This is a genomic window from Stenotrophomonas maltophilia group sp. msm1 (assembly GCF_032025805.1).
GTDB lineage: Bacteria > Pseudomonadota > Gammaproteobacteria > Xanthomonadales > Xanthomonadaceae > Stenotrophomonas > Stenotrophomonas hibiscicola.
On the sequence record NZ_JAVSKH010000005.1, the window covers coordinates 223,974 to 238,868 of the forward strand.

Sequence of the window (14,895 nt, forward strand, 5' to 3'; positions counted from 1 at the left end):
GGGGGAGGAGCGGTGTTACGAGGGGGTCATGGGGCGACGATGCTGGCGGAGTCGCCCTCCTGGCCGATCAGTACGGCATTGGCCCAGTTGGCGCAGACCTGGGCGGGTTGACTGCCCTGCGCACCCAGCGTGCGCAGGCTCAGGGTGGAAAGGCCTCGGATGTCCAGCTCCGGCTTGACCACGCCGGGTGCCTTCACCAGGCCGCTGTCATACAACAGGCGGTTGTCACCCCAGACCTGGAACTGCAGGCCACCGGCGCTGCGGCAGGCGTCGTCGATGCCGAGGTCGGCGCGCAGCAGGTGCCAGCCGCCCTGCAGGCGCAGGTCGATGCGGCTGTTGGCGCCGACGCCCAGGCCCCGGCGGAACTGCAGGCCGTTCATGCGCATGCCGGCGTCGCCACGGAAGGACTGGTCGGTGCGCACCTGGCTGGCCAGCGCGGCCGGCACCGGCAGCTCGGAGAGATAGCGCTGCCGGGCCGGTCGCTCCGGTTCCTGGTGTTCGAGGATGTGGAAGGTGGACAGTGCGATCGGGCCGACGTCGCGCGGCTGCAGCGCATCGAAGGCGCGGGCACTGCCCTGTGCGGCGGTAACCATCGGATCGGTGCTGCTGGCGCCATCGCCTTCCGGGTTCTGCACGCTCAGCACGCGGAAGCGCAGCAGGCGGCCGGCATGGGCCGGGAACGCGATGCGCTGCACGCCTTCCTTCAGCTGCAGGCGGCCACGTGCGATCGGCTCACCCCATTCGCCATTGCTGTCGCCCAGGTACACCTCGTAGTCGCGTACCTGGCCGTGCTTCCAGTTCTTGTCGTTGCGCGGCGCGATGTCGATGCCATCGATCATCCTGCGCTCGCCGAACCCGATCACCCACTCATGCGCACCGGTGCGCACGGCCTGGTTGCGCACACTGCGGAACCAGGTGGCCGGGTCATCATCGAAGGCATTTTCCAGCGCATGGCCGGGCTCTTCGGCCGGGCGATTGACCACCAGCAGGCTGTCGGCCGGCAGTTCGCGGCCGAGTACCGGCGCAGCCGGATAGGCATCGTCGGCGGCCGCAGCGGCCACCTCGAAGTCCAGCTGCAGCTGAAGCGGCTGGCGGATGTCCTGGGTAGCGGTACGCACGTGCAGCGTGCCACGGCGCTCCTTGGCATCGAAGTACCAGCCTTCAGCCGCACCGTTGAACGCCGCCGCATCGGCCAGCGCCGGCAACGCGCGGCCAGCGGCCTGCACCGCGCGCGGCGCCTGGCGGCTGAGCACGCGCAGGCCATAACGACGCTGCGCCAGCTGGCCGTTGTACTGGCCCTGCACCGCATCGATCTGCACCTGCACCGGGCCACTGCCCTGTGCCGGCGCCTGCACGCGGATTACCTGCGTGCTCGACTCACCCTGCTGGTAGCGGCGCGTGTTGCCATCGTCTTCGTACAGCGTGTACTGCGACTCGCCCTGCGGATACAGATCGAAGATCACTTCATCGAGCGGCTTTTCGCCATCGAACAGCATCGACGGGTACATCGGCAGGATCGCACCGGCACGCACGAACACCGGCAGCGTGGCCAGGTCCACCTGGCGGTCGAGCTGGCGGCCGTCGGCGCCGGCCTGCACGCGGCGGCCATCCCAGTAGTCGATCCAGCCGCCGGCCGGCAGGTGGATGTCGCGGCGCCAGCCACGGCTGGCGGCCTGGCTGCGGTACACCGGCGCCACCAGCAGATCGCGGCCAAGCAGGAACTGGTACTTGTAGGTTTCATCCTGCGCGTGCGGGTCGCGCGGGTTGTCCCACATCAGGCCACGCACCGGTGGTGCGCCGGTCTGCGCGGCCTCGTGCACCAGGCCGTACATGTACGGGGTCAGGCGCATCTTCAACTTCAGGTAATCGCGGTTGATGCTGCGGTAGGGCTCGTCGTACCACCACGGATGCTTGCGTGCGTTCGACGACCAGCCGCTCATGCCCATCAGTACCGGCGTGAACGCCTTCCACTGCAGGTCGCGGGTGAAGGTCTCGGCGCTGCCGCCGAAGATCGCATCGACGTCGCCGCTGGCATAGGCCATGCCGGACAGGCCGGAACCGACCAGGGTCGGCACGTGCCAGCGGATGTAGTCCCAGCTGCTGCTCTGGTCGCCGGTCCAGGCCACGGCATAGCGCTGGATGCCGGCCCAGCCCATCACCGTCCACAGGAACGGGCGCGAATCGGAATTGTCGAGGATGCCGTTGAACGCCTGGCGGTTGGCGTCCATCGCGAACTGGTAGCCCTTGCCGGTCCAGGCCACGTCCAGCTTCTGCACGCGGCTGCCGGCCTTGCCCACTTCCCAGGCGATCTTGTCGACGCCGTTCTCGGTCCACAGTCCGGTGCGGAAACCGTAGCCGGCCAGCCCCTTCACGGTTTCCGGCAACTGCTTGTAACCGCAGCCGTAGCCGTCGTTGGGCAGGATCCAGCCACCGGGCATGTCGTGGGCGCGGTACTGCTTGGCCACGCTGTCGATCACATCGGGGGTGGTGCCGGTCGGGCCGTCGCTCCAGCCTTCGGGCACGGTGCCGGGCTTCCTGCTGTTGTCGCCATCGTTGTAGCAATCGGCGTCGCCGTAGGACAGCGCCCAGCGCGCGACCATGTTCGGGCGGCCAGTCAGCTGGGTGTAGCGCTCGATCAGTTTCGGCAGGTCGGCGCCGACGAAGTAATAGGCATCGAAGCGGTCTTCGCGATGCAGCAGCGTGGACTGGTCGGCCTCGCGCAGATCGTAGCTGCCATCGCTCCAGGTGTTGCGCAGCATGCCCCAGCCACGGCTGCTCAGCAGCATCGGTGCAGGGCTGGGGCGGTCGCCCTCTTCCCAGCCGCCGGAATAGGACACCTCCAGCTCGCGGCCCTTGAACTGGTAGCGGCCGTTCTGCTGGCCGCCACCGAAGTAGCCCTCATCGGCCTGCGAGGACAGCACCTGCACGCTCTGCGTGGCATCCAGGTCCAGCGGCTGCAGTTCCTGCCACAGCGCGGTGGGCTGGCCGTTGTCCAGCCGTTCCAGGCGCATGCGCAGCGGCTGCCGCTGTACATGCAGCACCAGGGACTCGGTCCGCACGCGGATTTCCTGCGCGTCTTCTTCCAGCTTCGCCTGCACGTTGGCCTTGGGCTGCGGCAGTACGATCGGCGCGGCCTTGTCGCCGGCGCCGGTCAGCGTGCCGTTGCGGCCGGCCTGCACGCGGATGATGTCGGTGGCCGGCAGTTCGATGCGGATGCGCGCGCCCTTGTCGGTCTGCAGGTCCCAGCCCTGCACGCCGTCGCGGCTGGCGCTGGCGGCAACCGAACGCAGGTTGCCGACCGGCTCGGCCCGGGCCGGCATGGACGCCAGCATCAATGCCGGCAACAGGGCCAGCATCAGCGGCGAGCGACGAACGCAGTTTTCCACGCGGACTCCCAACCCGTTCACCGGGCGTTTCGAAAGCGGTTGGGCCGACTCTAGGGCAGCGATTCGAAAGATGTCAACAAATTGAAAGGAAAAAGGAAGATACATTCCATTGAAACGAAAGTTGTTGTGTCGCAACACTTTGTGTAATCGATTGCAGCTGCCTGTTAAGCATTGTGCGATACGGCATTCAGCCCGTTCTTTCGTTTTCCCGAGTGCTCGGCAGCGGGAAAAGTCATCGCGTCATTTTCTTTCTTTTTACTTTCGATGTTTGACATTTCGAAAGAAAACGCAGATGGTGCGCTGGCCCAACTGGAACCTCCGAATGGACGTCACCCTGCTTTCCGATGTGTCCGCCTGGCAGCGCCTTGGCGGAGCCGATACCGCTACCGAAATCGCCCAGCAGCCCGCGCTGTGGGAAGCCCTCGCCCAGGATCTGTCGCGTGCCCGCGACCGCCTGCAGGCCTTCCTCGGCGGCAGCCTCAACGATCCCAACCAGCGCGTGCTGTTCACCGGCGCCGGCAGTTCGGGCTTCATCGCCGAAATGGTGGCCGACGCGATCAATGCGCAGTGGCCGGCCGAGGTGCGCGTGGTGCACACCACCAGCCTGCTGACCCATCCGGCGCTGTACCTGCAGCGCGACCGCCCGACCCTGCTGGTGTCGTTCGGCCGCAGCGGTTCCAGCCCGGAAAGCGTGGCCGCGGTGGAGCGCGTGCGCAGCGACGTGGATGACGCGCGCTTCCTCGACATCACCTGCAACGCCGATGGCGAACTCGCCCGTCGTGGTGCCGGCCGTGCCGATACCTGCACGCTGCTGATGCCGTCGGCCAGCTGCGATCGCGCCTTCGCCATGACCAGCAGCCTGACCTGCATGCTGCTGGCTGCGCTGACCGTGTTCGATCGTTCGCCGTGGGATGCGCGCGTGGCGCGCCTGAAGCAGATCGCCGCGCTGGCCCGCGAAGGCCAGGCGCAGTGGGATGCACCGGTGGCGGCGCTGGCGCAGCGCCCGTTCAACCGCATCATCTACCTCGGCAGCGGCCCGCTGGAAGCGCTGGCGCGCGAGTGCGCGCTGAAGGTGCTGGAGCTGACCGCCGGCCGCGTGCTGGCGTTGGCCAACACGCCATTGGGGTTCCGCCATGGCCCGAAGTCGACGCTGGACGGCAACACCCTGGTGGTGGTGCTGCGCAGCGTGCAGCCGCTGGCGCGCCGCTACGAACAGGACCTGCTGGAAGAGCTGCGCCGCGACGGCGTGGCCGGCCAGGTGCTGGCGATCGGCCCGCATTCGGACATCGGCGCCGATGACGAATACACCCTCACCGTGCCGGCACTGGATGATCCGTGGCTGGCGCCAGTGTGGCTGGGCTTCGCGCAGTTGTTCGCGCTGCAGCGCTCGGCGGCGCTGGGCCTGACCCCGGACAACCCGTTCCCGGACGGCACCGTCAACCGCGTCGTCAAGGGCGTCACCATCCACCATGGCTGAGCTGATCGCCCACGCCTGCTATGGCATCGACATCGGCGGCACCAAGATCGAGCTGGTGGCGTGCGATGCGGCGATGCGGGTCACCTGGCGCCGCCGCGTGGCCACCCCACAGGGTGACTACGACGGCTTCCTGCAGGCGGTGGTGGCGCTGGTCGCCGAGGCGGACGCTGCCCTCGGCCGCAGCGATGCGGCCATCGGCATCGCCCTGCCCGGCGTGCGCGACCGCCGCAGCGGCCGCCAGCTCAGCGCGAACGTGCCTGCACTGACCGGCCAATGCGTGGCGCAGGATCTGCAGGCACGCCTGCAGCGCCCGCTGCACTTCGGCAACGATCTGCAGTGCTTTGCCCTGTCTGAAGCGCACGGCGGCGCGGCTGACGGCTACCCCAGCATGTTCGGCGCCATTCTCGGCACTGGTGCCGGTGGTGGCTTCTGCCTGCAGGGCCGCCTGCTGACCGGTTTCAACGGGCTGGCCGGCGAATGGGGCCACTGGAGCGTGCCCGGTCATCTGCTGCAGCGCCACGGCCTGCCGCTGATCGACTGCGCCTGCGGCCTGCAGGGCTGCGTGGAGCGTTATGTGTCCGGCAGTGGCGTGGCGATGATCGAGCGCCACCTTGGTGGCAGCGCCGCCGACGCCAGCGCCGTGATCGCCCTGGCCGAAGCCGGTGATGCCCGCGCGCGCAAGGCGCTGGACATCCATCGTGACCTGCTCGGCCACAGCCTGGCCGCGCTGGTGCTGGCACTGGACCCGCACGTGATCGTGCTCGGCGGCGGACTCTCGCAGTACGCGCCGCTGTACCAGCAGCTGCCGGCCGCCATCGCCACCCATCTGTTCAATGGCGTGCAGGTCCCGCCGATCGTGCCGCCACGGTTCGGCGATGCCGGTGGCGCACGTGGTGCCGCCCTGCTCGCCTGCCAACCCTCGTTTTCCTGATGTCCGGAGCCTGACCATGTCCCCGTTGCAGACCCTGCTTGCTTCCCACCGCGCCGGTGCCAATGTCGGCCTGTACAGCGTCTGCTGCAGCAACGAGCAGGTGCTGCGCGCGGCCATGCACGTGGCGCTGGCGCACGGTACCGTGCTGCTGATCGAGGCCACCTCCAACCAGGTCGACCAGTTCGGCGGCTACACCGGCATGACCCCGCCGCAGTACCGCGACTACGTGGGCACGCTGGCCGATGAAGAAGGCTTCCCGCGCGAGCGGCTGATGCTGGGCGGCGACCACCTCGGCCCGAATGCCTGGCAGAAGCGCCCGGCGGCCGAAGCGATGACCCACGCACGCGTGCTGATCGAAGCCTACGTCGCCGCCGGTTTCCACAAGATCCACCTCGATTGCAGCATGTCCTGCGCCGATGACCCGGTGCCGCTGCCCGATGCCGTCGTTGCCGCACGCTCGGCCGAGCTGGCCGAGATCGCCGAGCGCACCGCCGCCGAACACGGCCTGCCGCCGCCGGTCTACGTGATCGGTACCGAGGTGCCGATTCCCGGGGGTGAAGCCTCGCTGGCCGAGGGCCTGCAGGTGACCACGCCCGCTGCTGCCGCGCAGACCCTGGCGATTCATCAGCAGGCGTTCGATACGCCGCAGCTGCGCGATGCGTGGCAGCGCGTGATCGCCATGGTGGTGCAACCGGGCGTGGACTTCGACCACAGCAGTGTGCACGAGTACGACCCAGCCGCCGCCAGCACGCTGGCCGACTTCCTCGAACAGCAGCCGCGCATCGTGTTCGAAGCGCATTCCACCGACTACCAGCGCGAAAGTGGCCTGCACGCCTTGGTGCGCGACCACTTCGCCATCCTCAAGGTCGGCCCGGCGGCGACCTTCGCCTACCGCGAAGCGCTGTTCGCGCTGGCCGCGATCGAGGCCGAACTGCTGCCGGCCGCACAGTGCTCGCGCCTGCCGCAGGTGCTGGATGAAGTGATGGTGGCGCAGCCGAAGTACTGGCAGTCCTACTACCAGGGCGATGAGGCAGCGCTGCGCCTGCTGCGCAGCTATTCCTTCAGCGACCGCTGCCGCTACTACTGGGGCGAGCCCGCGCTGGTGCAGGCGGTGCAGACCCTGTTCGCCAACCTGGAACAGCACGCGCCGCCACTGGTACTGCTCAGCCAGTACCTGCCGGAGCAGTACCGCGCCGTGCGTGAGGGCACGCTGGCCAACACGCCCACCGCGCTGGTGCAGCACCGCATCGGCCTGTGCCTGGGCGAGTACGCCCGTGCCTGCAGCGCCAACCAGGCCGGAACCCGCACGCATCACGCAGACGCGGCTGCCGCCGTTGCTGCGAACGGCTAATCTCTACCTTTCCCCGCGACACCGAGAATGGCCATGCGCAACACCCGCTCCCGCCGGCAACAGATCCTGCAGCTGCTGATCGAGCACGGCTCGGTGCAGGTGGCCGATCTGGTCGAGCGCTTCGGCGTGTCGGCGGTGACCATCCGTGCCGACCTGACCCACTTCGAATCGCAAGGCCTGGCCAATCGTACTCACGGCGGCGCCACGCTGGTGCGCACGCCGCCACAGGAACAGGACATCCACGAAAAGGACGCACTGAACCTGCCGCTGAAGGAATCGATCGGCGCGTGTGCCGCGCGCCTGGTGCGGCCCGGTGACAACATCATCATCGACTCCGGCTCGACCACGATGACCCTGGCCCGTCACTTGCGCACCCAGCGCGACGTGACGGTGATGACCAATGGGTTGAACATCGCCTGGGAACTGGCCAACGCGCCCGGCATCAACGTGCTGCTGACCGGTGGACTGCTGCGCCAGCAGTCGTTGTCGCTGCAGGGCAGCCAGGCCGAAGCCAGCCTCAACTCCTACAGCTTCGACACCCTGTTCCTGGGCGTGGACGGCCTGGACCTGCAGTTCGGCCTGACCACCCACGATGAAGCCGAAGCCCGCCTCAACCACCGCATGGTCGAGCGCGCGCGCCGCATCGTGGTGCTGACCGACGCCTCCAAGTTCGGCCGCGTCAGCCTGCACCGCATCGCACTTCTCGATCAGATCCACGCCATCATCACCGACGCCGGCATCGACGACGCAACCCGTGAAGGGCTGCAGCGGTTGGGCATCGAGGTGATCATCGCCGAGCCCACTGCATGACCGACACCCGCACCCTGCATGGCCGCATCCTCACGCCGCTGGGTTGGCGGCGTGGCCACGTCCACTTCGATTCGCACATCCGCCAGCTGCAGGTGGACGACCACAGCGGCGCTGACGACCTGCAGCTGCCGGTGATCCTGCCCGGCTTCATCGACCTGCACGTGCATGGTGCGGCCGGCGTCGACCTGATGCAGGGCGGCGACGTGGCCCGCACCATCGCCCGCACCCACCTGCGCTTCGGTACCACCACGCTGCTGGCAACCACAATGACCGCCGGCCTGGATGAGATCGAGCACGCGCTGCACGGCGTCGCTGCGGCGATGGCGGCGCCCGATGCCGACGCCGCCAGCATCGCCGGCGTGCATCTGGAAGGACCGTTCATCAGCCCGCAGCGGCTGGGCGCACAGCCCAATCGTACGATCGAGGCGACGGTGGCACTGGTGCAGCAGCTGCACGCGCTGGCGCCGATCCGGGTGATGACACTGGCGCCGGAAATCGGCGAGCACACCGCGCTGATTCCCGCGCTTTCGGCAATGGGCATCCGTGTGCAGCTTGGCCACAGCGCTGGCACTTACGAAGAGGGTGTTGCTGCGCTGCAGGCCGGGGCTTCCGGCTTCACCCATCTGTTCAACGGCATGACCGGCGTCGACCACTACCGGCCTGGCATCGCCGCGGCGGCGCTGGCACATGCGCAGTACGCCGAGATCATTCCCGACCTGCAGCACATCCATCCCGGCGTGATCCGCCTGGCCGCGCGCGCGATTCCGCGCCTGTACGCGGTGACCGACGCGACTGCCGCCACCGGCATGCCCGATGGCGAGTACGCGCTGGGCGAGCAGCGCGTGCACAAGTGCGGCGGCTGCGTGCGCCTGGCGACGGGTTCGCTGGCCGGCAGCGCACTGACCATGGACCAGGCGCTGCGCAACCTGGTGCGCGTCGGCCTGGAGCTGGCCGATGCCTCGCAACGTGTTTCCACCTTCCCGGCCGACTATCTGGGCCTGGGCGATCGCGGCCGCATTGCGCCCGACGCCCGCGCCGACCTGGTGGTACTGGACGCCGAACTGCGCCTGCAGCAGGTGGTCATTGGTGGGCGCGTGGTCGATCTGACCTGACGCAAGCGATGCGGCCCGGATGCCGCGCGGGCTCCCTGCAGAGCCGAGCCATGCTCGGCTCACCGCGCGAAGCGCGGCATGGGGAACCTCGATATCGGAACGGAAAGCAGCCGAGCATGGCTCGGCTCTACAGAATGCACTCTGCGACGAACCGCCGCCGGGCCTGGCCCGGCGCTACCACAGGAACTGCCGATGACTGCAAGCACCGCCCCGCGCTGGCCCGTACGCTACCTGCTCTTCATCGGCGGCTTGGGGGGCCTGCTGTACGGCATCGACATCGGCATCATCGCCGGTGCCCTGCCCTATCTTGAAGCGACCGCCAGTCACGCCTGGCAGCTCAGCAGCCAGCAGCTCGGCTTCGTGGTGGCGGCGGTACTGCTGGGCAGCGTGCTGTCCTCGCTGTTCGCCGGCATGGTCGCCGACCTGATCGGTCGCCGCGGTGCGATGCTGCTGGCCGGCCTGCTGTTCACCGCCTCGATTCCGATCATGGCGCTGGCCTCGGGCTACACGCCGCTGCTGCTCGGGCGGCTGCTGCAGGGCATCAGTGGCGGCCTGATCGGCGTGGTGATTCCGCTGTACCTGGCCGAAGTGCTCAGCCCCGAGCGGCGTGGACGCGGTGCGGCGATGTTCCAGCTGCTGCTGACCATCGGCCTGGTGCTGGCCGCGCTGATCGGCCTGTACCACGCCCATGCGGTGGATGCCGCCGCCGAGGCCGTGCGCTCGCTGCCGCTGGCGCAGCAGGCGCAGGAACTGTTCACGGTGAAGGACCACGCCTGGCGCACCATCTTCTGGAGTTGTCTGGCGCCAGGCCTGCTGTTCTGTGCCGGCATCTTCTTGCTGTCCGAATCGCCGCGCTGGCTGGTGCGCCGCGGCCGCGTCGCTGAAGCCCGGCGCAGCCTTGAGCGCGTCCTCCCCGCCGCAGAGGTTGAGCCCACGCTGGCCCAGATCCAGGCGCCGGAATCGAGCAGCAGCGACGGCAAGCGCGACCCACTGCTCAGCCGCCGCTACGTGGTGCCGTTCGTGCTGGCCTGCGTGGTGCTGGCCTGCACCCAGGCCACCGGCATCAACTCGGTGCTGGCCTACGCGGTCAACATCCTCAACCAGGCCGGCCTGTCCGGTTCGGTGGCCAACGGTGCCGACGTGGCAATCAAGCTGCTCAACGCGGTGATGACCGTGGTCGCGCTGCTGCTGGTCGACCGCAAGGGCCGCAAGTTCCTGCTGATGCTGGGCAGTGGCGGCATCTGCGTGGCCCTGCTGGCCGCGGCCACGCTGTTCTTCCAGGCTGAACGCGGCCGTACCGACGTGCAGCCGCAACTGCAGGCGGCGGTCAGCGGCGACGGCCTGCAGCTGGTGCTGGATGATGCGCAGTGGCAGCGCTTCGGCGCTGGCATCGACAGCGAAGGCCGGCCGCTGCAACTGACCGTGTCGTATGCCTACGGCGACTTCACCAATGTGCGCGCCCTGCGCAGCGACAACCTGATTGATCGCGAACTGCGCATCGAGCGCACCGGCACCGTGCAGCCGGACAGCGTGATCGGTGCGTTCTTCCGCAAACTCCACCTGAATCCATTTGCCGACCCGGCCAGCGCCAGCCAGGCGCCATTGCGCATCGAGCAGGCCCGCATTGGCCCGGTGCCGCCACCGGCACACGGCTGGGCCGTGGCCACCTGCATCCTGGTGTTCGTCGCGTTCTTCGCCGTCGGCCCCGGCGTGTGCGTGTGGCTGGCACTGTCGGAGCTGATGCCGAACCGCATCCGTTCCAATGGCATGAGCATCGCGCTGCTGATCAACCAGTTCGTGTCCACCACCATCGCCGCCATCTTCCTGCCCACGGTGGGCCACTACGGCTACGCCAGCATGTTCGTGTTCTGGGCGGCGTGCACCTTTCTGTTCTTCCTGGTGGCCGCGTTCTGGCTGCCGGAGACCAAGGGCAAGTCGCTGGAAGAGATCGAGGCACGGTTCGCCCGGTAGCGGTCGACCTTGGTCGACCTCCCCGCGCGCCGCGGGTTCATGGCGCGTCCGTCAGTCGCCAGTGATGTGCTTCGCCAGCTCCTGCGCCTCGGCAACGCTGGGCAGCCCGCTCAGCATCATCGATTCGCCGAACGGCCCCTGCACCGTCGCCACCATCAGCACACGGCCATCCACGCTGATCGCTGCCCGCTGGCCCACCAGTGCTGCCGTGTCATCGTGGATGCGCTGGTGCGCTTCGGGCCGGTAGCGGATCTGCAGGCCGGGCTGCTTGGCATCGTCCAGTACGTAGCGCACATCAGCAATGTCCGCACTGCCGGCAATCGGCGGCTCGCGCAGGGCCAGGGTTTCGCCTTGCCATTGCGCCGGCCTGCCTTTGCCGGAGGCGTCCACCGCGCTCAGACGCACATCCACGCCGGGGCGTGGCGCATGATCCTTGCCTGCCAAGGCACCGGGTGTGGCGCCAGGCCTGCATCCGGTCAGGGCCAACGCCACGCCCAGCAACAGGGAAAGCGCAGCCCTCACTTCAGCTTCCGCAGCTTGAATGCCACCAGTACCTGCAGCAGCCCATACAGCAGGCTGCCGATGCCGATCCACAGCGTGGTCACCGCCACGCCTGCGTACGGGTTGGCCGCAAACAGCAGGCCCAACACCACCGCAAGCACACCACTGAGTATCAGCAACCACTCGCCCTGGATCTGTTTGCGCACGCGGATCGCGAACACGATGCGATAGATGCCCGCCACCAGCAGCCACGCTGCGAGGAACAACACCAGCACGCTGGCGGTGGCCAGCGGGTTGATCACCGCCAGGATGCCGAAGCCCAGCGAGGCGATGGCATACAGCGCCAGCCACCCACGCGAGGCACCACTGCCGCCGCTGATCAGTGCGAACAGGCTGATGACACCTTCAACGATGGCCATCACGCCCAGTGTCCACGCCAGTGCCATCGCTGCGGACAAGGGCCAGCCGATGGCAACGATGCCAAAACCCAGTGCGACAAGCCCGTACAGCAGCAGGATCCACCAGCTGCGGCCAACCGCCGACAGCAAGGGAGACAAGGGGGAATTCATGACCACTCCTTCGATCCGGAACCGGCCTCATCCTAGCCCCTGTGGATGAAGAGGGCGATCACGGCGCCCGCGCGCAGACCCACACGCGCACCTCCGCAGCGCCCACCAGGCGCAGCGTCTCGGCAACCTCCATCACCGTGCTGCCGGTGGTCATCACATCATCGACCACGGTCAGCCGCGTTGGCACCAAGCCACGCACATCGAACGCATCGAACAGATTTTCCCTGCGCTGTTCGGCCGTGCGCTCGGACTGCGGCGCGGTGTGGCGCCGCCGGTACAGCCCCTGCCAGACCGGCATCGGCAGCAGCCGGCACAGCTCGCCCGCCTGGTTGTAGCCGCGCTGGCGCAGCCGGCGATTGTGCAGCGGCACCGGCACCAGCGGTGGACACCACCACGGCGGCGGTGCGCGCTGCATCAGCTGCGCGAGCAGGCGTCCGGCTGCGAGATCCTGATGGAACTTGTAGCGGACCAGCAACTGGTCGACCGGTGGCAGGTACAGCAGGCTGGCGTGGGTAGCCGTCTGTGGCGGTACCTCCTCGCGGCAGCTGCCACAGACGATCAACGCGGTGTCGGGCAACGGCAACGCGCAGCGCAGGCAGGCACGGCCTGCCCAGGGCAGATCGGCCAGGCAAGCGCAGCACAGATCAAGATCATCGTGGCCCGGGTCGCCGCAGACCAGGCAGCGGAGCGGTAGCAGCACACCAAGCAGTGCGCGCGAGACACGGGTTGCCGAACGCAGGAGATAAGTACGCATCACCCAATACTTGATGGCGCACGCCGCGTGCGGCCATCGGCGAAGCACCGATTGCAGTGTCGGAACTGCCCTCAACTGCGACGGGGGCCGCCGCCCGTCAGGAAAGGCGTTCACCCTGTCCGGTCGCCGGTGGCGTAGCGGCGGGCCCGATCAACAACTCCGCCAGCCCGCGATAGATCGGCACCCTGCACACCAGCCCGGACACGCCACGCGCGATCAGCACCGTGGCCAGTATCGGCAGCAGCAGGTCGCCGCTGTCGGTCAGTTCCAGCGAGATCACCGCCGACGTCAGCGGGGCCTGGGTAACGCCGGTCAGGTAAGCACACATGCCCAGCAGCACGAACGCGCGCGGATCCACGCCCGGCATCAGCACTGCCAGGTTGTGGCCGAGTCCAGCGCCGACCGCCAACGCCGGCGAGAACAGGCCGCCGGGAATGCCCGCCACGTACGAGGCCAGATTGGCCAGCAGCTTCATCAACCCGAACTCGTGGCCGACCAGCGCCTGCCCCTGCACCAGACTGCGCGCCTGCTCGTAGCCGGTGCCGAACGCGCCTTCACCGAAGACCAGGGCGAGCAGTACCACCGCCATGCCGCAGCCTGCGGCCAACAGCACCGGATGCCGCTGCCGCAGTTGCCCGAGCCAACGCGGGCGGCCCGCCGCACTGGCCAGCACCGCACGCGCGAACAGGCCACCCAGCAGGCCCGCGACTACGCCGCACAGCAGGATTGCCAGCCAGCCCTGGCCGAGCGGCAGGCGTGCGCTCACATGGCCGAAATAGGTGTAGTTGCCCAGCAGGCCCAGCGACACCACGCCACCGACGATCACCGCGGTCAGCAGGGTGCCTGAGAAACGATGCTCGAAGCGGCCGCTGAGCTCCTCGATGGCGAAGACGATACCGGCCAGCGGCGTGTTGAAGGCCGCCGCGATACCCGCCGCACCACCGGCCAGCAGGAAGTGCGAGAGCTCGCGGGGATCCTTGAAACCGAACCAGCGGCCGAACAGATACATCAGGCTTGCGCCTACGTGCACGGTGGGCCCCTCGCGCCCGACCGATGCGCCCCCCAGCAGCGACAGCGAGGTCAGCAGCAGCTTGCCGGCCGAAACCGCTGGGGAAAGGTTGGTTTTCCGGAACGGCTCATCGGCCTTGTCCAGCGCAGCGATGACCTGCGGAATGCCGCTGCCCCGCGTGGGCTTCAGCACGCCGGAAGTGAGCCACGCCAGCAGCGCGAAGATGCCGGGCGTGAGCAGCAGGGCCCACCATGGCGAGTGTGACGTGATGCGCTGGAACAGATGGAAGGCCGCATCGCTGGCCTTGGCGAACAGGATGGCCACCAGCGCCACGGCCACGGCGCCGCCCCAGAGCGCGGCGCGGCGGCGCCAGGCTTCGCTGAGAACCAGCGCGGTGATGCGGCCGCGGAGGCGATGGAGATCGGTCATGAGTCAAAGTCTGCGCGCCAGCGCTTTGGTTAGACAGCGGCCACTGTGGCCGAAGGCCTTGCAGGATGCGGTGAAATGCACGTATGCCGCCAGAAGAGCGTCCTGAACTCGGGCAGATGCAGCGATCTGCGAGATCTGATGCTCAGATCACCAAACGATGGAGAATGTGGGTCAGCGTCAGCTGAGAACAGCCTTGGTTCGGCAACACACCATCCTCTCCCGGCGTGCCCATCTCGAATCCTTCCTCAACGTCCTCGTAGTACAGCAACCCGTCGGGCAGCTGTGCGACCGCCCAGACCCACTCAATCATGCCCAGCCTGTGCAACCGAACCGCATGGAATGGCACGCGCAGGGATTCGAAGGTGGCTCGTTGGACAGGTGAGCAATCCTGCAACTGCCGTGCGACCAGGGTTTCCAGTTCTTCCCGGGTGATCGGCTGCCAGTTGTCCGGATTGTCCATTGCAGCGCTGCCCGATTGAACGTGTGTGCTTGAGGTTACGTCCAACGCGCTGCGCGGGTCGATCCTGACGATGTTCGGGCCAAGCTCACCGCGCAGGCTGCCCCCGCTCCCGGCCCGAGGACGGGGTTCGCCGCG

The 14,895-nt window shown here is 68.0% G+C and carries 12 protein-coding genes; 6 read left to right on the plus strand and 6 right to left on the minus strand.

Annotation, left to right across the window (positions count from 1 at the left end; genetic code table 11):
- Positions 1-26: 26 nt before the first annotated feature.
- Positions 27-3,386 (minus strand): TIM-barrel domain-containing protein, encoded by a 3,360-nt coding sequence (locus ROV95_RS20020; protein ID WP_312546055.1) that lies wholly within the window; start codon positions 3,384-3,386, stop codon positions 27-29.
- Between the two features lie 322 nt (positions 3,387-3,708).
- Here ROV95_RS20020 and ROV95_RS20025 point away from each other — a divergent pair, with 322 nt between their 5' ends.
- From ROV95_RS20025 to ROV95_RS20050, 6 genes are all read left to right on the plus strand, one after another.
- Positions 3,709-4,863: an SIS domain-containing protein gene (locus ROV95_RS20025; protein ID WP_155030281.1), complete on the plus strand. Its 1,155-nt coding sequence runs from the start codon at positions 3,709-3,711 to the stop codon at positions 4,861-4,863.
- Positions 4,856-5,794, plus strand: a complete 939-nt coding sequence (locus tag ROV95_RS20030; RefSeq protein WP_312546056.1) for an ROK family protein — start codon at positions 4,856-4,858, stop codon at positions 5,792-5,794. The genes ROV95_RS20025 and ROV95_RS20030 overlap by 8 nt, the downstream gene beginning before the upstream one ends.
- A gap of 16 nt (positions 5,795-5,810) precedes the next feature.
- The gene (locus tag ROV95_RS20035; RefSeq protein ID WP_312546058.1) at positions 5,811-7,145 is read left to right on the plus strand and encodes a D-tagatose-bisphosphate aldolase, class II, non-catalytic subunit; all 1,335 of its coding nucleotides are present in this window, start codon (positions 5,811-5,813) and stop codon (positions 7,143-7,145) included.
- A 33-nt stretch (positions 7,146-7,178) separates the two neighbouring features.
- Positions 7,179-7,955, plus strand: coding sequence for a DeoR family transcriptional regulator (locus ROV95_RS20040; RefSeq protein WP_010482152.1), 777 nt, complete (start codon positions 7,179-7,181; stop codon positions 7,953-7,955).
- Complete coding sequence (gene nagA / locus ROV95_RS20045; RefSeq protein ID WP_312546059.1) at positions 7,952-9,067, plus strand: N-acetylglucosamine-6-phosphate deacetylase; 1,116 nt, start codon at positions 7,952-7,954, stop codon at positions 9,065-9,067. The genes ROV95_RS20040 and nagA overlap by 4 nt, the downstream gene beginning before the upstream one ends.
- 192 nt (positions 9,068-9,259) lie before the next feature.
- Positions 9,260-11,038 carry an MFS transporter gene (locus ROV95_RS20050; RefSeq protein WP_312546060.1) on the plus strand — a complete coding sequence of 593 codons (1,779 nt, stop codon included), beginning with the start codon at positions 9,260-9,262 and terminating at the stop codon, positions 11,036-11,038.
- Between the two features lie 51 nt (positions 11,039-11,089).
- On the opposite strand, the gene ROV95_RS20055 is transcribed toward ROV95_RS20050, so the two are convergent.
- The 5 genes from ROV95_RS20055 to ROV95_RS20075 all read right to left on the minus strand — a co-directional run bounded on the left by ROV95_RS20055 (position 11,090) and on the right by ROV95_RS20075 (position 14,760).
- A complete protein-coding gene (locus tag ROV95_RS20055) occupies positions 11,090-11,560 on the minus strand; it encodes a hypothetical protein (RefSeq protein WP_312546061.1) in 471 nt (156 codons plus the stop codon).
- Positions 11,557-12,108, minus strand: coding sequence for an HdeD family acid-resistance protein (locus tag ROV95_RS20060; RefSeq protein WP_021203354.1), 552 nt, complete (start codon positions 12,106-12,108; stop codon positions 11,557-11,559). Before ROV95_RS20060 ends, ROV95_RS20055 begins: the two co-directional genes overlap by 4 nt.
- A 58-nt stretch (positions 12,109-12,166) precedes the next feature.
- On the minus strand, positions 12,167-12,862 hold the full coding sequence (locus ROV95_RS20065; RefSeq protein WP_058979042.1) for a ComF family protein: 696 nt from the start codon (positions 12,860-12,862) through the stop codon (positions 12,167-12,169).
- Between the two features lie 97 nt (positions 12,863-12,959).
- Complete coding sequence (locus ROV95_RS20070; RefSeq protein ID WP_058979044.1) at positions 12,960-14,300, minus strand: chloride channel protein; 1,341 nt, start codon at positions 14,298-14,300, stop codon at positions 12,960-12,962.
- 142 nt (positions 14,301-14,442) lie between these two features.
- Positions 14,443-14,760, minus strand: coding sequence for a hypothetical protein (locus ROV95_RS20075; protein WP_111098629.1), 318 nt, complete (start codon positions 14,758-14,760; stop codon positions 14,443-14,445).
- Between the last annotated feature and the right edge of the window lie 135 nt (positions 14,761-14,895).

Bases quoted from the DNA above. Each gene is read 5' to 3' on its own strand.
- ROV95_RS20030 (WP_312546056.1), top strand. From the start codon at position 4,856: ATGGCTGAGCTGATCGCCCACGCCTGCTATGGCATCGACATCGGCGGC.
- ROV95_RS20035 (WP_312546058.1), top strand. From the start codon at position 5,811: ATGTCCCCGTTGCAGACCCTGCTTGCTTCCCACCGCGCCGGTGCCAAT.
- ROV95_RS20070 (WP_058979044.1), bottom strand. From the start codon at position 14,300: ATGACCGATCTCCATCGCCTCCGCGGCCGCATCACCGCGCTGGTTCTC.
- ROV95_RS20060 (WP_021203354.1), bottom strand. From the start codon at position 12,108: ATGAATTCCCCCTTGTCTCCCTTGCTGTCGGCGGTTGGCCGCAGCTGG.
- ROV95_RS20075 (WP_111098629.1), bottom strand. From the start codon at position 14,760: ATGGACAATCCGGACAACTGGCAGCCGATCACCCGGGAAGAACTGGAA.
- nagA (WP_312546059.1), top strand. From the start codon at position 7,952: ATGACCGACACCCGCACCCTGCATGGCCGCATCCTCACGCCGCTGGGT.
- ROV95_RS20065 (WP_058979042.1), bottom strand. From the start codon at position 12,862: ATGCGTACTTATCTCCTGCGTTCGGCAACCCGTGTCTCGCGCGCACTG.
- ROV95_RS20050 (WP_312546060.1), top strand. From the start codon at position 9,260: ATGACTGCAAGCACCGCCCCGCGCTGGCCCGTACGCTACCTGCTCTTC.
- ROV95_RS20025 (WP_155030281.1), top strand. From the start codon at position 3,709: ATGGACGTCACCCTGCTTTCCGATGTGTCCGCCTGGCAGCGCCTTGGC.
- ROV95_RS20040 (WP_010482152.1), top strand. From the start codon at position 7,179: ATGCGCAACACCCGCTCCCGCCGGCAACAGATCCTGCAGCTGCTGATC.